The sequence below is a fragment of the Mesorhizobium sp. M0030 genome (assembly GCF_040323695.1).
In the GTDB taxonomy this organism is placed as follows: Bacteria; Pseudomonadota; Alphaproteobacteria; order Rhizobiales; family Rhizobiaceae; genus Mesorhizobium.
The window spans coordinates 186,724-205,732 of the sequence record NZ_JAMYVE010000011.1; the positions used below are offsets into that span (position 1 = coordinate 186,724).

The 19,009-nt window shown below is 64.3% G+C and carries 19 protein-coding genes; 11 read left to right on the top strand and 8 right to left on the bottom strand.

What is annotated here, in order from left to right; translation table 11 throughout:
* Window positions 1-173 precede the first annotated feature (173 nt).
* Window positions 174-659 (top strand): hypothetical protein, encoded by a 486-nt coding sequence (locus NKJ80_RS22070; protein WP_023710833.1) that lies wholly within the window; start codon window positions 174-176, stop codon window positions 657-659.
* Between the two features lie 132 nt (window positions 660-791).
* Here NKJ80_RS22070 and NKJ80_RS22075 read toward each other — a convergent pair whose 3' ends face one another.
* Window positions 792-1,022, bottom strand: a complete 231-nt coding sequence (locus tag NKJ80_RS22075; protein ID WP_023669703.1) for a hypothetical protein — start codon at window positions 1,020-1,022, stop codon at window positions 792-794.
* Between the two features lie 146 nt (window positions 1,023-1,168).
* Here NKJ80_RS22075 and NKJ80_RS22080 point away from each other — a divergent pair, with 146 nt between their 5' ends.
* From NKJ80_RS22080 to NKJ80_RS22090, 3 genes are all read left to right on the top strand, one after another.
* On the top strand, window positions 1,169-1,810 hold the full coding sequence (locus tag NKJ80_RS22080; RefSeq protein WP_023714111.1) for a glutathione S-transferase family protein: 642 nt from the start codon (window positions 1,169-1,171) through the stop codon (window positions 1,808-1,810).
* Between the two features lie 137 nt (window positions 1,811-1,947).
* Complete coding sequence (locus NKJ80_RS22085; RefSeq protein WP_023737555.1) at window positions 1,948-3,450, top strand: helicase HerA domain-containing protein; 1,503 nt, start codon at window positions 1,948-1,950, stop codon at window positions 3,448-3,450.
* Between the two features lie 128 nt (window positions 3,451-3,578).
* Window positions 3,579-4,544, top strand: coding sequence for a hypothetical protein (locus NKJ80_RS22090; RefSeq protein ID WP_023683101.1), 966 nt, complete (start codon window positions 3,579-3,581; stop codon window positions 4,542-4,544).
* Window positions 4,545-4,614: 70 nt separating this feature from the next.
* On the opposite strand, the gene NKJ80_RS22095 is transcribed toward NKJ80_RS22090, so the two are convergent.
* Window positions 4,615-5,058: an SRPBCC family protein gene (locus tag NKJ80_RS22095; protein ID WP_023683102.1), complete on the bottom strand. Its 444-nt coding sequence runs from the start codon at window positions 5,056-5,058 to the stop codon at window positions 4,615-4,617.
* Window positions 5,059-5,451: 393 nt separating this feature from the next.
* Here NKJ80_RS22095 and eglC point away from each other — a divergent pair, with 393 nt between their 5' ends.
* Genes eglC through NKJ80_RS22110 form a run of 3 tightly spaced genes read left to right on the top strand, consistent with a single transcriptional unit; the run spans window position 5,452 to window position 9,960 of the window.
* Window positions 5,452-6,876 carry an endo-1,3-1,4-beta-glycanase EglC gene (gene eglC, locus NKJ80_RS22100; RefSeq protein WP_023669698.1) on the top strand — a complete coding sequence of 475 codons (1,425 nt, stop codon included), beginning with the start codon at window positions 5,452-5,454 and terminating at the stop codon, window positions 6,874-6,876.
* Entirely contained in the window at window positions 6,877-8,637 is a 1,761-nt protein-coding gene (locus NKJ80_RS22105; protein WP_023726478.1) for a type I secretion system permease/ATPase, read from the top strand.
* A 3-nt stretch (window positions 8,638-8,640) separates the two neighbouring features.
* Entirely contained in the window at window positions 8,641-9,960 is a 1,320-nt protein-coding gene (locus NKJ80_RS22110; protein WP_023686534.1) for an HlyD family type I secretion periplasmic adaptor subunit, read from the top strand.
* Here the strand turns inward: NKJ80_RS22110 and NKJ80_RS22115 are convergent.
* The 3 genes from NKJ80_RS22115 to NKJ80_RS22125 all read right to left on the bottom strand — a co-directional run bounded on the left by NKJ80_RS22115 (window position 9,947) and on the right by NKJ80_RS22125 (window position 11,601).
* Window positions 9,947-10,249: a type II toxin-antitoxin system RelE/ParE family toxin gene (locus NKJ80_RS22115; protein ID WP_031196911.1), complete on the bottom strand. Its 303-nt coding sequence runs from the start codon at window positions 10,247-10,249 to the stop codon at window positions 9,947-9,949. The two genes, NKJ80_RS22110 and NKJ80_RS22115, sit on opposite strands and share 14 nt — an antisense overlap.
* Window positions 10,250-10,258: 9 nt before the next feature.
* Window positions 10,259-10,540, bottom strand: coding sequence for a type II toxin-antitoxin system ParD family antitoxin (locus tag NKJ80_RS22120; RefSeq protein ID WP_023669694.1), 282 nt, complete (start codon window positions 10,538-10,540; stop codon window positions 10,259-10,261).
* A 68-nt stretch (window positions 10,541-10,608) separates the two neighbouring features.
* On the bottom strand, window positions 10,609-11,601 hold the full coding sequence (locus tag NKJ80_RS22125; RefSeq protein ID WP_023683107.1) for a GlxA family transcriptional regulator: 993 nt from the start codon (window positions 11,599-11,601) through the stop codon (window positions 10,609-10,611).
* Between the two features lie 235 nt (window positions 11,602-11,836).
* Here NKJ80_RS22125 and NKJ80_RS22130 point away from each other — a divergent pair, with 235 nt between their 5' ends.
* From NKJ80_RS22130 to NKJ80_RS22145, 4 genes are all read left to right on the top strand, one after another.
* The gene (locus NKJ80_RS22130) at window positions 11,837-12,256 is read left to right on the top strand and encodes a hypothetical protein (RefSeq protein ID WP_023683109.1); all 420 of its coding nucleotides are present in this window, start codon (window positions 11,837-11,839) and stop codon (window positions 12,254-12,256) included.
* Window positions 12,257-12,284: 28 nt separating this feature from the next.
* Complete coding sequence (locus tag NKJ80_RS22135) at window positions 12,285-13,433, top strand: amidohydrolase (RefSeq protein WP_023683110.1); 1,149 nt, start codon at window positions 12,285-12,287, stop codon at window positions 13,431-13,433.
* 89 nt (window positions 13,434-13,522) lie between these two features.
* On the top strand, window positions 13,523-13,882 hold the full coding sequence (locus tag NKJ80_RS22140; RefSeq protein WP_023683111.1) for a hypothetical protein: 360 nt from the start codon (window positions 13,523-13,525) through the stop codon (window positions 13,880-13,882).
* Window positions 13,883-14,328: 446 nt separating this feature from the next.
* Window positions 14,329-14,769 carry a lipid-binding SYLF domain-containing protein gene (locus NKJ80_RS22145; RefSeq protein ID WP_023683112.1) on the top strand — a complete coding sequence of 147 codons (441 nt, stop codon included), beginning with the start codon at window positions 14,329-14,331 and terminating at the stop codon, window positions 14,767-14,769.
* Between the two features lie 268 nt (window positions 14,770-15,037).
* Here the strand turns inward: NKJ80_RS22145 and NKJ80_RS22150 are convergent, their stop codons facing one another.
* The 3 genes from NKJ80_RS22150 to NKJ80_RS22160 form a co-directional block, all read right to left on the bottom strand.
* Entirely contained in the window at window positions 15,038-16,018 is a 981-nt protein-coding gene (locus tag NKJ80_RS22150; RefSeq protein ID WP_352498311.1) for an ABC transporter permease, read from the bottom strand.
* Window positions 16,019-16,280: 262 nt separating this feature from the next.
* The gene (locus NKJ80_RS22155; RefSeq protein WP_023669686.1) at window positions 16,281-17,252 is read right to left on the bottom strand and encodes an ABC transporter permease; all 972 of its coding nucleotides are present in this window, start codon (window positions 17,250-17,252) and stop codon (window positions 16,281-16,283) included.
* Complete coding sequence (locus tag NKJ80_RS22160; RefSeq protein ID WP_023714099.1) at window positions 17,249-18,799, bottom strand: sugar ABC transporter ATP-binding protein; 1,551 nt, start codon at window positions 18,797-18,799, stop codon at window positions 17,249-17,251. Before NKJ80_RS22160 ends, NKJ80_RS22155 begins: the two co-directional genes overlap by 4 nt.
* Window positions 18,800-19,009: the final 210 nt, after the last annotated feature.

The following is a 19,009-nucleotide window of genomic DNA, read 5'->3' on the forward strand; positions in this document are numbered from 1 at the left end:
AAACTCCTGTTCAGAATGGCGTGGCCGCGCCCCGTTTTCGACGACCGCTCTACGCCTGTCCCGGTGATCCTCATAGGGGGCTTTTTGGAAAGCAGCATTTTTCCAAACGCGTGTTGCTTTATCGCAGGCTCGCCAGCATCTTGCGCGTCGCATTTTCCCGACAGGAGATTTCAATGACCTTCGACAAGAACCCGTTTCCAGAGGGCGATGCCGATCGCCACGCGCTCTGGGAAATGTTGGTGCGGCGCGACATCGACGCCTTTATCGGTCAGGACTGGTCGATGGTCGAGGATGATTTCCTCGCCGACAGCTTCTTCGGCATGCATGCGCATTTCCTCAGCGATGCCGACGCTTGGCGTCTGCAATTCCCGAGCCTTGCCGTCTATCGCGACGAATGGCTGCGCCAGGCCAAGGAGACGGCGACGACCAGATTCGCCGAGCCGCTGCGCGAGGCGCTGTTTCGCGTCACCAACATGCGCGACATCGATGTCGATGGCGACCGCGCCGTGCTGCACAAGAAGTTCAACGGCTCGGTGGCCAAGGCCGATGGCAGCGTCGACAAGCTGAAATGGCAGACGCTGTATTTCTGCAGGAAGGTGGCGGGCCACTGGAAGATCGGCGGCTTCGTCGGCTACATGCCGCATCCCTTGGGGAACTGAGGTTTACCCGCTGATGCTATTGCCGGCCTTCGCGCACGAAGACGTCCGCTTCCGGGCTGCAGCTGTAAAAGCTCGCCAACCGAACCCACTCGAGCTCAAGCGAGTTGAACGGGACAGGTTCGTCCAACAGGGCTAGCGGGAGCGGTGGTCGAACACAACCGCCATGGTCTTACCAATTGCCGCCATGACGACGAGTTCGACGAGATCGTCGTCGCTGTCGACACAGGTTGGATCCATGCGGCGGATGGCGTCGAGCGCCGCCCTGGTCGAGACGGTATCGCCGGCGCGGAATCTGGAAAGCGCAGAGGAAACAAGGTTCTGGGTTGTCACGTCGATGACAGGTACGCTCGGCACTACGTTCATGGCTTCCTCCTGCCAAGAACCCTCTCCCGAAGGAAATAATACGCCGAACGACGGCGTGTGCCAGCGGAATCGTGGTCCGACCAGATTGCCGAGAGGGCACGTTTGCGTGTTTGATAGGATCGAGCCCACAGCGTCCAGGACACGACATGAAACTGTACTTCAGCCGCAATCCCAATCCGCGCCTTGCGGTAGCAACGGCACGTCATCTGCAGGCCAAGGTCGAGTGTGAGTTCGCGGCACCCATGGCGCCCGGACAGGCTGAGCGGTTTCGTCAGCTCAATCCCAATCTTACCCTGCCGATATTGGCATGGACGGGCGGCAGCCTGTGGGAAGCCGACGCCATAGCCTGCCTTCTGTCGCGCGAAGCGGGTTCGGATTTCTGGCGCGGCGGCGGCGACCAACCCGACATGATCCGCTGGCTGAGCTGGGGCAAGGAAAATTTCGTGCGGGCCTGCGACACCGTGCATTTCGAGCGCGGAACCAAGCAGCGCTACGGGATTGGGCCTGTCGACCAGGGCAAGGTCGAGGAGGGGCTGGCGGAGTTCCGCATCGCGGCAGCGATTCTCGAGGCGGAGCTCGCCAAGCGGCCATGGCTTGTGGGCAAGTCGCTTTCCTATGCCGATTTCCGCATGGCGACGTTTTTGCCGTTCAACGATGCAGCCGGCCTGCCGCTGGTGGACTATCCCTCTGTTCTGGGTTGGTATCGCCGGCTCGAAGCCATCGATGCCTGGCGCGATCCCTTCGACGGGCTGGAAGCGCCGCTTCTGCCGCCGGTCAACTCCGCTTGATGTGCCTTCCCTTTGGGCAGATGGGCTGATGTGTGGCGCTTTGGCAGCATAGGTGTGGAACAGCGGGCGAGTTGCCATGGCGCGCTCGACGGCTCGCGGCCGGGTTGATAAGCCCTGTCCGCAAGGAGAGTCGTGACATGACCGTAGCCATCGAGATGGGACAGACGACGGCGGGTGCGTCGGCGGCGCTCGACCTTGAGGAGCTGCTGGCCACCCGGCTTCTGGTGCAGGGCAATTCCGGCTCCGGCAAATCGCACCTTTTGCGCCGGCTCCTGGAGCAGAGCGCGCCCTGGGTGCAGCAGACCATCATCGACCCGGAAGGCGATTTCGTCTCGCTGGGCGACCATTACGGCCATCTGGTCATCGATGCCGAGGAGCATACGGAGCGTGGCCTGCAAGCAGCCGGCGAGCGGGCGCGCATCCACCGCGTCTCCACGGTGCTCAATCTCGAAGGGCTCGATGCCGAGAACCAGATGCGGCGCGCCGCTGCCTTTCTCGGCGGGTTGTTCGAGGTTGCCCGCGAGCATTGGTATCCGATGCTGGTGGTGGTCGACGAAGCGCAGCTGTTCGCGCCCGCCGTGGCCGGCGAAGTGTCCGACGAGGCGCGAAAGCTCTCGCTCGGCGCCATGACCAATTTGATGTGCCGCGGCCGCAAGCGCGGCCTTGCCGGCATCATCGCCACGCAGCGGCTGGCAAAGCTCGCCAAGAATGTCGCGGCGGAGGCGTCCAATTTCCTCATGGGCCGTACCTTCCTCGATATCGACATGGCGCGCGCCGCCGACCTTCTGGGCATGGAACGGCGTCAGGCCGAGGCGTTTCGAGACCTGGAGCGCGGGCACTTCATGGCGTTGGGCCCAGCGCTGTCGCGCCGTCCGCTGGGCGTGCGCATCGGCCAGACCGAGACCAGCCCGCGCAACGGTACGCCGCGGCTGATGGCAATGCCGGAAACAGCGCTTGAAGACGCGCGCGCCATCATCCTGGCGGCGCCGCCGCCCGAGACGATGCGCGCGCCGCGCCGGATGGCGTCGCCGGAGCTGCTCGACCAGCTGATGGCGGCCAAATCAGCGGCGATGGAGATCCGCCCGGAACCTGCGGAACCGGCGGTAAGCGCCGAGGATATGGCCGAGCGGCGAGAGCGGGTGGACCGTGTCCTGCGCGCCATCCTGGCGCAGCCCGATGCGGGTTTCCGCGTCATCGGCGTGCTTTATCAGGAGTTCGTCGTCCGCTGCCGCATCGAAGGCCTCGCTTCGGTGGTGCCGGACCTCTCAGAATTCCGTCGCATGCTGACGCGTGCCCGCGCCGGGCTCGGCGCCGACATGGCAGGAGATGACGCCTGGCAGGACGTTTCCGTGCGCGCCTCGCTGCTGCCCGAGGACATGCAGGGCGTGTTCATGATGATCGCCCGCGCCGCCAAGGAGGGCTGGCCGTGCCCGAGCGACGCGGCGATCGCGCGCGCCTACGGCTCGCATTCGCTGCGGCGCGCCCGGCGGCTGCTCACCTATATCGAGGAGCAGGGCCTCATCGTCTGCCAGCTCGACGGCACCGGCCGCCGCACGGTGACGCTGGTCGAGCTCGCCTGGGCGACGGCGCCGGGCGACCCCAATGCCGCGGAGGCGGAACAGGGCAGCCTGGCGCTGTGAAAGGCGAACAGGCAGCTACCTGACTTGCTTGCGCGGTTCTGAACAAGATGTGTTTCGCCGATCGGCGCGCGACGATTTATGATGGGTTTCCGAGAATCGCAGAACGGTTCGGGCGGGAGGGTTGTCCGGTGCGGTTGAAATCTCTGGCTGTCTTTGTCTTTGGCCTCCTCGCCGTCGCCGGCATCGCCTTGACGATGTCTGCCCGGTCTTTTGCCGCGTCCTCCGATATACCGGCCTGGCTGCAGGCCCATGTCGGCAATGACGACGGCGAGATTTCGCAAGTGGTGCTGGAGCGGGCGCGCGCGCTTTACCTGAAGAAGGTCGCGCAAGGCGCGGTCCACAATGGCTGCTATTTCGCCATGGATGCGACTCGCCCCGGCGATCTCGGCAATGGCGTGCTAGGGCGGCGCTACTACGTCATTTGCGAGGCCAAGCAGTCGTTCAGGGCGATCTCGTCGGGCCATGGCGGCGGCCGCAATTTGAAAGGCGTGGTCGATTTCTCCAACGGCAAACGCTGCGCGAAAAACTTCGGCAATGCCCTGGACTCGTCCTTGACGACCGGTGGCGCCTATATGACCGGCGAGGCAAAGATCTCATTCAAGGGTTTTTACCGCATCGGCGCAAAAAAGGACCAGGCGCTGCTGCGCACCTTCATCCAGTTCGACGGTGAGGGGGAGACGGCGAATGCCAGGCAGCGGGTGATCGGTGGCCACGCGGCGCGGCTGTTGCGCGGCATGTGCCTGCGCAAGAACCCGAACAGCTCCTATGCCGACCATGACGGCTTCGTGCCATACGGCAAGCTGGTGGATTATGCCGGCGGCCGCAGCAATGGCTGCACCAGCTGGTCGCCGTCCGACGCCGACCAGATCATTTCGATGGTGAAGGGCAATCCGACGACGCTCTATATCTACCCGGAATCGCGCGACATCACCGCCGTTGGTAAATCGGGCGCCTATTGGAATGCGTCCTGCCTGAAGGAGATCGGCAAGCCGAAATTCTGGCCGCGAAAGAGCCTTGAGCCGATCATCGCGCAATACGCCAAGGACAACCCGCCACCGCCGCCACAACCGTTGCCGATCTGCACCGGGCCGTGAGGGATGAGTCCTCGGCTCGGCATTGTCGGCGGCGCGGACTGGCTGGGCGGCGCCGCCGATCCGATGGGCTCTACTGATTGATCTCGGGTTCGACGAGCTTTGCCAGATTGCGCAGCGACTCCTGCCAGCCGAGATAGCAGGCTTCGGCCGGAATAACGTCCGGAATGCCGGCCTGCGTGATGTCGAGTTCCGTGCCGACCGACACTTTCTTCAGGAGCACGGTCACTTCGATCTGGCCGGGCAAATTGGGGTCGTCGAACCTGTCGGTGTAGCGCAGGCGCTCGCCGGGAACGAGTTCGAGATATTCGCCGCCGAAGGAATGGCTGCCGCCCGTCGTGAAGTTTCGGAACGACATCTTGAAGGCGCCACCGACTTTCGCGTCGAAGCTGTGCACGGTGCAAGTGAAGCCGTTCGGCGGAAGCCATTTCGCCAGCGCGTCGGCTTCTGTGAATGCGCGGTAGACCTTCTCCGGGCTGGTCGTCAGAACGCGGTGCAAACGTACGGTGCTTGGCATCTCTTCGGTATCCTTTGTGGTTTCGTTGTTCGATGCCCCAAGGACGGGTGAACCTCACCCGGTCCGACATAGCCTGTCAAATTTTCTTGAGCCCTTTGCCGGCAGCCATCCGCCCGCGACTTCGAGTCGCCGCCTCAGGCAGGCGGTCGTGTCGCGTCATTGCCTAACCTTTCGGCGCGGATCTCACAATTTATTAAAATTGTAAGTCTCTCCTACAAAGTTGTATTAGGATCAGCTTAACGCCTTCGGCATTATCTATTAAATGATGGGCGACGATCTCCTTGGTGTACTATAGAATGATTCCCTGGAACGACGGATCAATTTAAGAGTTGATCCGAATGGTCGCTCGAAGGTTGTCGAACGACCAAGGCAGCACGCGCAAGGAGTGTCGGAATGACCACAGTCCTCAACGCCAAAGGCATTCCACTTCCCTATACCGGCGCTTCCACCCATTGGTTCTCGGCGACTGGAGGCGCGCCTTACCGCTACGGCACCTCGGGCAACGATTCCTTCTGGGGCGACACCAACGTCAAGGTCACCATGTATGGCGGCGCGGGCGACGACTATTACCATCTCTATTCGACGATCAACAAAGCGGTCGAGAACTACGGCGCGGGCGTCGACACGATCGATACCTGGATGAGCTACAAGCTGCCCGCCAATTTCGAGAACCTCGTCGTCACCGGCGACGGCCACTATGCCTTCGGCAATGCTCAGGACAACATCATAACGGGCGGCGCTGGCAGCCAGACGCTGGACGGCGGCAAGGGCAATGACGTGCTGATCGGCGGCGCCGGCGCCGACACCTTCATCATCACCAAGGGCAATGGCAGCGACCTTATCTCCGATTTCGGCGCGACCGACACGGTGCGCCTCAACGGCTATGCCTTCACCTCGTTCGAGGCCGTCCACGCCAATATGGTCCAGGTGGGATCGAACGTGCAGCTGAACCTCGGCTCGAGCGAGGTGCTGGTGTTCCACAACACCACGATCGACAAGTTTCAGCCCGGCCAGTTCGAGCTGCCGATCGACAAGACCGGCATGACGCTGTCCTTCAACGACGATTTCAACACGCTGAGCCTGTGGAACGGCCAGAGCGGCATCTGGGATTCCAATTTCTGGTGGGGGGCGCAGAACGGCAGCTCGCAGCCCCAGAACGGCGAGCTGCAATGGTATATCGACGCCAATTATGCGCCGACCAGCTCGGTCCATCCGTTCAGCGTCGCAAGCGGCGTGCTCACCATAACCGCGGCGCATGCGCCCGACGACATCAAGCCGCTGATCAACAATTACGAATACACTTCCGGCATACTGACGACGCACGACACCTTCTCGCAGACCTATGGCTATTTCGAAATGCGGGCCGATCTCCCGGAAAATGCCGGCGCGTGGCCGGCCTTCTGGCTTCTGCCCGAAGACGGTTCATGGCCCCCGGAACTCGACGTGATCGAAATGTATGGGCAGAACCCGAATGCGCTTCTCATGACCGCGCACACAAATGAGACGGGAACCCACACCACGGTCGGGTCGACGGTGAATGTCTCCAACACCGACGGCTATCACACCTATGGCCTGTTGTGGACGCCGGACAAGCTGGTCTGGACCTATGATGGCGTCCAGGTCGCGGAAGCGGCGACGCCGTCCGATATGAACAAGCCCATGTATATGCTGGTCGACCTTGCGGTCGGCGGTCAAGCCGGCGCGCCGCCCGACCATCTGGCGACGCCCGCGCAAATGAAGATCGACTATATCCACGCCTATACGCTGAACGATTTGCAGCAGAGCCATCTGAGCACGACAGCCGAGCACGCCGTCTAGATGTCACGGGACCGCGCGCCACTCAGCGATGCGGCCATCGGCCTGCGCCCGGTTTTCCTGCGCGGCATCGCCGATATCGGCATCTTTTCGTTGCTGATCAACATCCTGCTCCTGGTGATCCCGCTCTATCTGCTGCAGGTCTATGACCGGGTGTTGCCGTCCTCCAGCGTCGAGACGCTGCTTTATCTCTCGGCCATGGCGGTCCTCGCGCTCGCCTTCCTCGGCCTGCTGGACGCGGTCCGCGCCGTCTACGCGCAACGTGTTGCGGCCACCGTCGACCAGAAACTGGGCGCGCGGACATTCGCCGCCTCGCTTGGCGCCAGACATGCCGGCAGCGGGCTGTCGCCGCTGAACGACCTTGCCACGACTTGCGCCTTCATCAGGTCGCGCGGCGTGGCGGTGTTGTTCGACCTGCCGTTTGCGCCCGTCTTCCTGGCCTTGCTCTATTTCATCCATCCCGTCCTGTTCTGGCTGACGCTCGCCGGCGCCGTGCTGCTGTTTCTCTTGGTCGTGGCCAACCAGCTTGCCATCGGCAGGAACGATGCCATGTCGGCGGAACGCTCGGCGGTGGCCAGCCAGGCGGAGCAGGCCTTCGCCCGCAACACCGACACGCTGCGCGCCATGGGCATGGTGCAAAATGCCGCCGCGGTCTGGGGACGGCACGTTGCTGAGGCGCTGACCCTGCATGACCGTTCCGGAAGCGCCAATGCGATCTTCAGCGCGACGTCGCGGGCGCTGCGCATGATGCTGCAACTGGCGATCCTCGGCGCCGGCGCGTGGCTGGTGCTACAAGGGCAGATGACCGCCGGCATGATCTTCGCTTCGTCGCTGGTGTCGTCGCGCGCGCTGCAGCCGCTCGACCAGCTGATCGGATCCTGGCGGCAGATCGTCGACGCCAAGCGATGCTGGAAGCGGCTGGACACCGCCCTTGCGGCGCAACCAGCGCAGGGGCGCAAGCTCGCACTGCCCGATCCATTGGGCGCGATTTCGGTGCAGGATCTGTTCTTCATCGCGCCGACTGCGGCTTTCGGCACGGAGCCCATCCTCAAGCGGTTGAATTTTGCCATCGGCGCCGGCGAAGCGGTGGCGATCGTCGGCCCGAGCGGGGCCGGCAAATCGACGCTGGCGAAATTGCTTGTGGGCGCGCTGCAGCCGACCGGCGGCGCGGTCAGGGTCGACGGCGCCGACCTGAGGAGCTGGGGCGAAACCCAGCTTGGCAGGCATATCGGCTATCTCGCGCAGGAGGTGGAGCTTTTCCCGGGATCGATCGCGCAAAATGTCGCCCGCTTCGAACCCGACGCCGATGACGCCGCGATCGTCGAAGCGGCCAGGCGCGCCGAGGCGCATGAGCTGATTCTCACGCTGCGCGACGGCTATCAGACCATGATAGGCCCGTCGCATACCGTGCTGTCGGGCGGCGAGCGCCAGCGGATAGGGCTGGCGCGCGCCTTCTACGGCAAGCCACGCATGCTGGTGCTGGACGAGCCCAACGCCCATCTCGACGGCAGTGGGGAGGCGGCGCTCGAAGGGATGCTTTCGGCCGCGCGAAGTGTAAGCGTCACGACAGTCGTCATCACGCATCGCCCTTCGATCGCCGCGGCCTGCGACCGCGTCATGGTCCTGCGCAACGGCATGGTCGAAGCTTTCGGCCCTGCGAGCGAGGTGCTGAGGCAACCGGCGGCCGGCAAGGCCGGGAGCGCGGTGGTGACAGGCTCGTTCGTGCCGACCGTGCGCCCGCACAGCGTCCGCTTCGGGTCATAGACGATGATGCAGCAGAGCCTCGCCTTCGAAGGTCGACCGCGCACCGACTTCCGCCGCATGGCCGTCGTCGGCTACGTGGCCATAGCGCTCTTCGTCGGCTGCTTCGGCTATTGGGCGGCGAACGCGCCGCTCTCCGGCGCGGTGATCACCTCCGGCACGATCTCGGCAACGGGCGGCAACATCCTCATCCAGCACCCCGAGGGCGGCATCATCGAGCAGTTGCTGGTGCATGAAGGCGACCGCGTGCAACAAGGCGAACCGCTGGTCCTCCTCGACCGCACGGCGGCCGAGGCCGACCTCAACCGGCTGACCAGACAGTCGATCGCGCTCAGGGCAAGTGCCGCGCGGCTGGAGGCCGAGCGCGACGGATCGGACAGGCTGGCGCCGATCGCCGAAGCAGCACCCGCGCCGTTCCAGAGGGATTTCGACAATCTGGTGCACGAACAGCAGAAGGAGTTCGAGGCCAGGCTCGCCCGGTTCCGCTCCGAGCAGTCGATCCTGGCGCAGCGCGTCGCCATGCATCGTGAGTCGGCGCTGGGACTGGACGCGCAGAAACTGGCCATCCAGCAACAGGCCGAGATCGTGAAGAAGGAACTCGGCATCAAGACCGGCCTGCTCGACAAGGGTCTCACCAACCGCAGCGAATATTCGCAGCTTCTGCGCAGCGAGGCCGATCTGGTCGGCCAGGCCGGCGCGCTGGAGGCGGATATCGCAGCGACCAAGACGCAGATCGTCGAAGCCCAGGCGCAGATCGAGCGGGCGACGACGCAACGCGTAGAGGACGCGCTGACCAAGCTCGACGAGGTCCGCACCAGCCTGGCCGACATCGGCGAACAGATCACCGCAGCCGAGGCGGTGCTGGGGCGCACGACGATCAAGGCGCCGGCAGCCGGCATCGTGGTATCGTCGACCTACAACTCCAAAGGCAGCGTGATTGCGCCGGGGCAGAAGATCATGGAGATCCTGCCGACCGCGTCGGGCCTCATCGTCGACGCGAAGCTGCGGCCGAAGGACGTGGATCTGGTTCGCGTCGGCCAGCCGGCGAAGCTCAGGCTGTCCGCCCTGAACGCGCGCCTCACCCCTGAGGTCCCGGCTACGGTGACGCAAATTTCCGCCGACCGGCTGATCGATGAAACCACGCATGAGGCGTATTTCCGCGCCAGGCTGAAGATCACCGACACGCTGCCGCAGGGCGTGAAAGCCGAGCAGCTTTACCCGGGAACGCCGGTCGAGGCGTTTATCAGTACCGGCGACCGAACCTTCCTCGAATATCTGGCGCGGCCGATGCTGGACTCGTTCGCGCGGGCGTTCACGGAGCGATAGGCGCCAACTCGTCCTCCCAGTTGACGCCGCCGTAGAACACCCTGAGAATCACCACCTGGTCGCCTTCTACGGTGAAGGCCACAGTCAGGCGGCGCTCGAAGCCAACGATGCGAAGCCCCGGCCGCACATCATCCCTTACGGTTCCGCGTTCCGAGGCATAGTCGAGACCCAGGCAAAATCGCTCGATCCGCTCGATGTAGCGAAGGGCGGTGAGGTTGCCGGATGCGTGAGCGACCGTATCGTATATCCATAACAGGTCCGTCTGGGCTTTCCGGCAAAAGGACAACATGCCGGCGCTTCACACGTTCCCCTTGAGGCGAGCTGCGTGATGTGCGCGGATGCTGTCAAAAGACTTGTCGGCCGGGATGGCCTGGGAGGGGTCTGCCTTCCACCTATCATAGGTCGGCGCGACCTCCTCACGCAGCCAGCGCTCCACAGCGGCGTCGCGTTCCTGCAATGCGCGAAGACCGGCGCGGATCACTTCACTGCTGGTCGCGTATGTGCCGGACCGAACGAGCTGGTCGATGAAAGCAGCCTGCTCGGCCGGCAGGCTGAAGGTGCGTTTTTCGGTGGCGGACATGGATCCCTCCTATCAGGTTGGTATGATATTATCATACCAACGGCGAGATCGCACGCCCCAATATAGGCTTAGGGACCGCTCCCCTTGGCGTCGGCAAAGACACCGGACATTCGGTTCGGATGCCTGAGATGGGTCGGCGTGATGCCGGTCTGCTGGCGGAAGACACGGCTGAAATGGCCGGCATTGGGAAAACCGCAGCGGTAGGCGATGTCGCCGATTGCCAAGTCGCTCCCCTCCAGCAGCGACTTGGCCTGATGTACGCGCAGCGCAAGATAGGCGGCCATCGGGCCGATGCCGAGCTCGGCGCCGAACAGCCGCTCAAGCTGGCGCCGGGATAAATGCAACCGGCCCGCGATCTCGGCGACCGACAGCGTCTCCTGGAGATTGCTTTCCATCAGAAGCAGCGCCCGTTTCACCGCTCGGCTCGACGCGGCCGGAAAGAGATCGCCGACGGGCTGCACATCCAGGCTCGAGCGGATGCGGTCGAGCACGAGGGTCTTGGCGGCTTTTTCCGCAGCCTTGCGGCCGATGAACTGCGACACGAAATGGCCGGCAAGGTCGGCCGCACCCGTGCCTCCGGCGCAGGTCGAGCGGCCCCTATCGACGGAAAACAGGCTGTCGGCATGGGCGTTCACATCAGGGAATTGGCTGCGGAAATCCTTGATGTGAAACCAGCTGACGGCAGCACTGTAGCCATCGAGCAGACCGTAGCGCGCGAGCACGAAGCTGCCGGTGCAGAGTGCCGTCAGCGGCACGCCCTTTTCGGCCGCCCGCAACAGGAAGGCCTCCTTTTCGGAGCTGAGGCTGCGGTTGGTGTCGAGCAGGCCGACCACGACGACATTGTCGAACTCCTGCGGATTGCCGATCGCCTTGGTCGGCAGCAACTCGACACCGCAACTCGCCCGGATCGGCAGGCCACGCTCGCCGACGATCTCCCAGTCGAACTCGATCCGGCGGCTGCGGTCGCCTTCATCGCCGGCCAGCCGCAGCGTGTCGATGAACAGCGACAGCGGCGACAGCGTGAAGTCGCGAACCAAGAGAAACGCAAACCGCCTGGCCATTGTTGCTCCGAAACCGTTCCTTCGGGTGGATGGAGCCTAGTTGCTGAAGATTGGCACGGACTCGAGCACCATGCCCCTCAGGATTGGCCGCCAGATGTCGGAGATGAGATTGACGACCTTAGTGTGCAACCGGTCGGCCATCTCTTCTCCAATGTTTCGAGAATAGGTCCAAAAGAGCTTTGACCGATTGTTGGAGCCGAATGTAAGGATGATCTTCGGTTAGGCGGGAGGGAGCATGGGTCTCGACTTGGCGGTTTTTAAAAGCGTTTCGACCATGGAGCGGGAATTCCCCGGCTATCGCTTTCAGCGGGATCCGGAAAACGGCGAATGCGAGGTGATCCATCCCGAAGACGTGACTCTCACCTGGGACGATGTCACAACGCGTGACTGGCGTGTCGGAAACATAGCCCACATTGCGGCGCTCGGGGAGCTGATTGCCGGTCTTCTCGGCGAAGGGTCAGCGCTGGAACGGATGGTCCTCCTTTCAGCCAGCGGTGTTGGAGACGTCATCGAGGAGCCGAGCTTCGGCGAGCTTGAGCGCGAATTGCGACTGATCGAATCCAGCACCGACCCATGGGTTCGGGAATTTGCCGATGGACTAGTGGAATTGATCAGTATGGCACGGCGTGAGAAAAACCCTATCGTGTTTGTGTAACCTGCAGCACCAAAGCGGAGCCCAAGCCATGACCCTGACCAATCGCGATATCATCGAGCTGACGGCATGGCGCCGCAAGCTGCACCAGCGGCCTGAAATCTCCAACGAGGAAGAACAGACCGCCAAGGAAGTCGTCAGCTTCCTCGCCGATACAGGGCCGGACAAGGTGCTGACCGGCCTCGGCGGTCATGGCGTGGCGGCGGTCTATGACAGCGGCCAGGCGGGGCCGACGGTGCTGTTCCGCTCGGAGATCGATGCGCTGCCGATCGAGGAGCTTTCGGGCGTCGAGCATGCCTCGCAGGTGCCGGGAAAATCGCATATGTGCGGCCATGACGGCCACACCGCGATCCTGGCCGCACTCGGCCGCCAGCTCGGACGAGAACGGCCGGCGCGCGGCCGCGTCGTCTTGATGTTCCAGCCGGCGGAAGAGACCGGCAATGGCGCGGCCGGCGTCGTCGCCGATGCGCGCTTTGACGAGATCGCGCCGGATTTTGCTTTCTCCCTGCACAATCTGCCGGGCGTGCCGTTCGGCGAGGTTCGCCTCAAGCCCGGCGTGGTCAACTGCGCCTCGCGCGGCATACGCATCGTGCTGGACGGCAAAACCGCGCATTCGTCCATGCCCGAAACCGGCGTGTCGCCGATGCTGGCGGTGAGCGAGCTCATGCCGCTGCTGCCGGCGCTCGGCCGCGGCACCTTTGCCGACGATGATTTCAGCATGGTCACCGTCACCCATGCGACGATGGGCGAGGCCGTGTTCGGCATCGCGCCTGCTCACGCCGAGGTGTGGGCGACGCTGCGTACAAGGCGCGACGAGCGCATGGCGGAACTGGTCGCGGCGGCGGAAGCGTTGGCCACCAGGATCGCGGCCGAGCATCACCTTTCCGTGCGCTGCGACTATCACGAGATCTTCGTCGCCAGCGTCAACGCTCCAGACGCGGTGGAACATCTCAACCGCGCGCTGGACGAAGAGGGCGTCGCGCGCAGCGAGGAAGCCTTGCCGATGCGCGCTTCGGAAGATTTTGGCATCTTCGGCCACAAGGCGAGCTCAGCCATGTTCTTTCTCGGCGCCGGCGAGCGCCATCCTTCGCTGCACAACCCCGATTATGATTTTCCCGACGATCTGATCCCGATCGGTTCGAAGATCTTCATGCGCACGGCGCGCAACCTGCTGGGGTGAGCGGCCCCTGCAAAATCCGCATCCTGAAGCTGCCTTTTTCCCGCTGGAATCGTCTTGTAGTCGCGTCCTACATTAGGAGGGGCTTGCGGATGAGAATTGCAATGGTCGTCGCGTTGACTGCGACAGTGGCAGGGTGCGTATCGTCTCCGGTCCAGTATGGAGCCTCGCTCTCGACCCAAGACCCGAAATGGGCGACGCCGGAATGCCAGCAGGCCCGCACCGATGCCATGAATTATGACGCGCGCGAGAAGGAGCATCCGGGATGGGCCGCCGGCGTCGTGCTGGGGCCCTACAGCATGGGTCTCGTGGCGGCGATCAAGGAGCATGAGCAGCAGCAGCGAAGGCTGTTGGCGCGCGAGGTGCATTTGCAGTGCTCAAGCCTGCCGCTGCCGAAGGATTTGGACTTCGATCCGCAAATCTACGCACCAAAGCCGGGGAAATATCCGTAGGGCTGGGATTGGTTTGCACAGGGACAATAGCGGAGGCTTGCGCCCTACGAATACCCCCACCCTCAATCCCTCCCAACAAGGGGGAGGGAGACTAGGTTGGCGCTGATTTCCGCAAAACCGTCTAAGTCGACTTAAAAAAGGGCTGGGCGTGCGGCAGCGTTCCCTCCGCCTTGTGAGGGTCCGAAGGACGGGCGAAACCCTGGCTCGCCCCGGCAAGTTAGAGTGGTGGTCCTCTTCGTACAAGCTCATATGCGATAGCCCTTGCCCCGAGGCATTGGCATTGCCAGCTCTGTATGAAGCGCTCCTCCGCTCTCCCCACCAGCTTTGCGCCTTGACCCACCGAGGGCTCTCCCTGGAACCAAATCCAAGCCTAAACTGTTCAAGTTGGTTACGACGCCGACGAGCCCTGCCGGTTGGGTGAGCGGCGCACTTGAGGAGCTCCCACCATGACCATCTCGTCCAGCTTTCGTTCGCTTGCGGTTGCGGCCATCGCCACTGTTGCCGTAAGCGCGGCCAGCGCCGCGCGTGCCGATAGCGGCACGATCCGCTTTGCCGTCTACAAGGCGGCCTTCTTCGTCGGCGGCTCGGGCGGCGAGGGCACGCTGACCTTACATGGCCGCACCTATCCGATCTCGATCGGCGGCGTCTCGGGCGGCCTCGCCTTTGGCGTTTCCAAGACGTATTTCCGGGGCACCGTGCGGCACATCCGCAGGGTCCGCGATGCGACCGGGGTTTATGGCGCGGCCGGCGGTGGCGGCGCGCTCGGCAAGGGCGCGCAGGTGATCGTCATGACCAACGACAAGGGCGCCCAGCTCGAGCTTACGGGCCGGCAGGTGGGGCTGCAGGTGAATGCAGATTTGAGCGGGATGGCGATTTCGTTGAAGTAGGGGGGCGGGCGAGCTCTGGGTGGGCACAGGCGCCCAGGGTGATGGCAATCGCTTAGGGTGCCCCCCACTCCGTCTCGGCTTCGCCGAGCCACCTCTACCCCCACATTCGTGGGGGAGAGGAAACGCTAATTTTCGAGGTTGCGGCCTCGACAGTGTTGAGTTTTTTCTTCGCTCGAAAAGCTTGGCATTTCCTCTCCCCCACGGACGTGGGGGTAGAGGTGGCTCGGCGAGCCGAGACGGAGTGGGGGCTGGCGCTGGCCTCGGCCCCCTACCGCTCCTCCACAATCCGCAAATACGCCGCCGTCACGAACAGCACGATCAGCCCGAACAAGATCCGCCGTGCCCCCTCCGGCATCTGCAGGATGGTCAGCAGTGTTGTCAGCACGGTCAGGATCAGCGCGCCGATGATGGTGCCGGTGTAGCCGCCGCGGCCGCCGAAGATGGAGGTGCCGCCGATGACGGCGGCGGCGACCGAGGGCAGCACCAGCGGTTCGGCGAGCGACAGCGACGGCGCCTTGATCAGGCCGATATAGAGCAGGCCGGTGATGCCGGCGAGCGCGCTGGAGGTGACGTAGAGCGCGGTGATGACCTGCCAGTATTGCACGCCCGACAGGCGGGTCGCGCGCTCATTGTCGCCGACGGCGTAGAGCAGGCAGCCGAAGCCGGTCCGGGCGAGCGTGAAGACGATGAGGGCGGCGAGCGGCACGAACAAAAGCAGCGCGTTGGGGAAGCCCCATGTCACGCCGGTGCCGAGCCAAGCCAAGAAGTCGGGGATTTTTGCGCCCGACGCGATCACCGTGCGCTGGTAGACCTGCAGGCAGCCGGTGCCGATCAGGCTGGTGCCCAGCGTCATGATCAGCGGGTGGACGCGGAAGACACCGACGCCGATGCCGTTGACGAGGCCGATCAGCACCGCCGGCATCATCGCCAGCAGGAACGCCACCGCCGGGTCCTGGTTGACCACTTGCGTCGCCATGATGAAGGCGCTCATCGTTGCCACCGTGCCGACCGACAGGTCGATGCCGCCGGTCAGCATGGTCATGGTCTGGCATCCCGCGAGGATCGCCAGCGGGATGGCGAATTTGATGGTGTTGGCGATCCAGCGCTCGTTGACGATGCCGGGGCGCAGGACCTGCAGGATTATAACCAGGATGGCGAGCAGGACGATCAGCGGGATGAGCGGGCGATCGGCCATGAAGCGCTTTATGCGGCGGCCGAAGGGGACCGGGGTGATGGCGGTGGTGCTCATGGGGCGGCTCTTGCTCGCGATGAGGTTTGCAAGGTGCGGCAAGTTGGCGAGGACAGTGCTCTACGGCGCCCCCCTCTGGCCTGCCGGCCATCTCCCCCACTTGTGGGGAGATTGGCAGCTTCAGCGCCTCGCTCATTCTTGCAAGGTTGGAGATTGGCGAAGGTCGTCGCGACATCCAATCTCCCCCCTTGTGGGGGAGATGTCCGGCAGGACAGAGGGGGGCGCGAAGGAACGCCGACGTCTCTCTGCGACAGCACACCCATCATTGCCGCCCCCGCATCGTGATAAACGCCCCGAACATCACCACCGCCACCATGATCAGCCCCTCGATGATGGCGGTGACATTCGGGTCGATGGCAAGCAGCGTCAAATCCGTGCGCACCAGGCGCAACACGAAGACGGCGACGATCGGGCCGAGCAGGCCGCCCTTGCCGCCGCCGAGCGCGACGCCGCCCAGCACCACGGCGGCGACGCTGGCGAGCAGATAGGGGCCGGGGATGGGGGCGCCGATGCCGGTGCTCATGGTCAGCGCCAGGCCGCCAAAGGCGGCGAACAGGCCGGACAGCGCATAGGCGATGATGCGAGTGCGCTTGACCGGCACGCCGGAGCGGAACGCCGCCAGTTCGCTAGAGCCGATGGCGTAGATGGAGAGGCCGAGGCGCGAGCGCCGCAGCGGTATCCAGATGACGCAGAGGCACACGATCAGCACCAGCAGCGCCTTGGGCAGCCAGGCGTCTATGGCGTCGGGCAGGCCGGGGATCGGTACGGTGCCAGAGATCAGCGCCTTCAGCCATTCGGCGATGCCGCCGCCCGGCGCGTCGAGTACCAGCAGGGCTGCACCCTGCAGCACGAACAGCATGGCCAGCGTCACGACAATGTCGGGCACGCGGGTGACGACGATGAGCAGGCCGTTGAGTGCGCCGAGCACGAAACCCATGGCCAGCACGAAGGGCACCACGAACAGCGCGTATTCCTCGCTCGCGCCATTCATCATCGACGCCGCGGTGACGCTGGTCAGCGCCATCATGGCGGCGACCGACAGGTCAATGCCGCCGGCGATGACGACGACGGTCTGCGCGGCGACTGCGAAGGCATAGGGCAGAACGGCTCGGGCGAGCGAGCCGAAATCATTGCTGCCATAGGCCGGCTGGATGATCCTGGTGGCGATGAACAGGACGATGAGCAGGGCGAACAGGCCGACGACCCAGCCTTGGCGGCGCAGGAAATGGCTCATGGCGCGGCCTCCGGCGAAGCCGAAGTGTTCGCGGTCGGATCAGCCAATATGCCGATATCGGCCTTGGCGCCGCGCGGCAGGCCGTAGGCGGCGCGCATCAGCGCCGGCTCGTCGGCCTCCTCGACCGGAAAAATGTCGACGAGGCGGCCGCCGAAGATGACGATGACACGGTCGCAGACGCGCTGCACCTCTTCCAGTTCGGAGGTGTAGAACAGCACCGACTTGCCGTTGCCGGCGAGTTCGCGCAGCAGCTTGTAGATCTCCTGCTTGGTGCCGACATCGATGCCGCGCGTCGGGTCGAAGCACAGGATGGTGCGGGCATCCGCCGCGATCCAGCGGGCGATGGTCACCTTCTGCTGATTGCCCCCGGACAGGCGCTGCACTTCGCCCTGGGCGCGGGTGTCGATCTGCAGCCGCTCGATGGCGCTGAGCACGGTCGCGCGCTCGCGGCGCATGTTGATCGGCCCCCAGTTGCGCAGCGCGGCACTGAAGGGCAGGGCGATGTTTTCACGGACCGAGCGCTGCATGGCGAGCGCCTCGGAGCGGTCGCCCGGCACATAGGCAATGCCGGCGCGGATGGCGTCGATCGGGTGGGAAAATTTCACGGGCTGGCCATCGACTTCGATGGTGCCGCCGGAGGGCCGGATCGAGCCGGCAAGCGCTGCGAACAACTCGTCCTGGCCCTGGCCTTCGAGCGCGACGACGCCGGCGACTTCGCCGTCGGCGAGATCGAAGGAGACATCGCTGAGCTTGGCGCCGACGCGCAGGTTTCGCACCGAAATGCGCGGCCGGGTGGTCGCGGGCGCGGCCTTCTCGGCAGCACTGCGGGCAGCGACATGGGTTTTGACGATGCGGGTGCCGAGCATCAGCTCGACGATCTTTTCTTCCACGCCCGGCACGATGTCGACGACGCCGACGGTCTCGCCGTCGCGCAGCACGGTGGCGCGGTCGCACAGCGCCGAGATCTCGACGAAGCGGTGCGAGATGAAGATCACGGCGCGGCCCGAATCGCCCTGGCGGCGCACCACTTCCAGCACCTTTTCGGCAAGGTTGGCGGGCAGGGCCGCCGTCATCTCGTCAAGCAGCAGCACGTCGGGCTCGACGGCGAGCGCCCGCGCCAGGTCGAGCACGCGCAGCACGGCGAGCGGGATGTCGCGCGCGGTGTCGCGCAGATCGAGGTCAAGAATGCCGAGCTCGCGCACCCAGGCGCGGAATAGCTCGACCGGCGTGCCGGTGAGCCTGAGGTTGGAGAGAACGTCGAGATCGGGGATCAGCGACGGTTCCTGGTAGACGGGCAGCAGCCCGGCGCGGCGCGCGGCGGCCGGCGAGCGAATGTCGCGCGCCTCGCCGCGGATCAGGATGCGGCCGGCGTTCGCCGGAATGGCGCCTGTCAGGATCTTCACCAGCGTCGACTTGCCGGCGCCGTTGGCGCCCATCAGCGCGTGGACCTCGCCCGGCAGCACGGAGAGCGACGCGTTGCGAAGCGCTGCAACCGCGCCGTAGTTCTTGGCGACGCCGGTGGCGTCGAGGAGGGGGCTGGTGGTCAAATGGTTTGTTGTCAAAATTGATGGTTCCAGAAACTAATGTCGGCGCTCTACGGCGCCCCCCTCTGTCCTGCCGGACATCTCCCCCACAAGGGGGGAGATTGGCAGTTCCGGCGCCGCCCCTCGTCTTGCGACGTAGAAAATTAGCGAAAGCCGAGATGACAGCCAATCTCCCCACCTGTGGGGGAGATGTCCGGCAGGACAGAGGGGGCG

Coding starts and splice junctions, on each gene's coding strand:
- NKJ80_RS22070 (WP_023710833.1), top strand. CDS start 174: ATGACCTTCGACAAGAACCCGTTTCCAGAGGGCGATGCCGATCGCCAC.
- NKJ80_RS22075 (WP_023669703.1), bottom strand. CDS start 1,022: ATGAACGTAGTGCCGAGCGTACCTGTCATCGACGTGACAACCCAGAAC.
- NKJ80_RS22080 (WP_023714111.1), top strand. CDS start 1,169: ATGAAACTGTACTTCAGCCGCAATCCCAATCCGCGCCTTGCGGTAGCA.
- NKJ80_RS22085 (WP_023737555.1), top strand. CDS start 1,948: ATGACCGTAGCCATCGAGATGGGACAGACGACGGCGGGTGCGTCGGCG.
- NKJ80_RS22095 (WP_023683102.1), bottom strand. CDS start 5,058: ATGCCAAGCACCGTACGTTTGCACCGCGTTCTGACGACCAGCCCGGAG.
- eglC (WP_023669698.1), top strand. CDS start 5,452: ATGACCACAGTCCTCAACGCCAAAGGCATTCCACTTCCCTATACCGGC.
- NKJ80_RS22105 (WP_023726478.1), top strand. CDS start 6,877: ATGTCACGGGACCGCGCGCCACTCAGCGATGCGGCCATCGGCCTGCGC.
- NKJ80_RS22110 (WP_023686534.1), top strand. CDS start 8,641: ATGATGCAGCAGAGCCTCGCCTTCGAAGGTCGACCGCGCACCGACTTC.
- NKJ80_RS22115 (WP_031196911.1), bottom strand. CDS start 10,249: ATGTTGTCCTTTTGCCGGAAAGCCCAGACGGACCTGTTATGGATATAC.
- NKJ80_RS22120 (WP_023669694.1), bottom strand. CDS start 10,540: ATGTCCGCCACCGAAAAACGCACCTTCAGCCTGCCGGCCGAGCAGGCT.
- NKJ80_RS22125 (WP_023683107.1), bottom strand. CDS start 11,601: ATGGCCAGGCGGTTTGCGTTTCTCTTGGTTCGCGACTTCACGCTGTCG.
- NKJ80_RS22130 (WP_023683109.1), top strand. CDS start 11,837: ATGGGTCTCGACTTGGCGGTTTTTAAAAGCGTTTCGACCATGGAGCGG.
- NKJ80_RS22135 (WP_023683110.1), top strand. CDS start 12,285: ATGACCCTGACCAATCGCGATATCATCGAGCTGACGGCATGGCGCCGC.
- NKJ80_RS22140 (WP_023683111.1), top strand. CDS start 13,523: ATGAGAATTGCAATGGTCGTCGCGTTGACTGCGACAGTGGCAGGGTGC.
- NKJ80_RS22145 (WP_023683112.1), top strand. CDS start 14,329: ATGACCATCTCGTCCAGCTTTCGTTCGCTTGCGGTTGCGGCCATCGCC.
- NKJ80_RS22150 (WP_352498311.1), bottom strand. CDS start 16,018: ATGAGCACCACCGCCATCACCCCGGTCCCCTTCGGCCGCCGCATAAAG.
- NKJ80_RS22155 (WP_023669686.1), bottom strand. CDS start 17,252: ATGAGCCATTTCCTGCGCCGCCAAGGCTGGGTCGTCGGCCTGTTCGCC.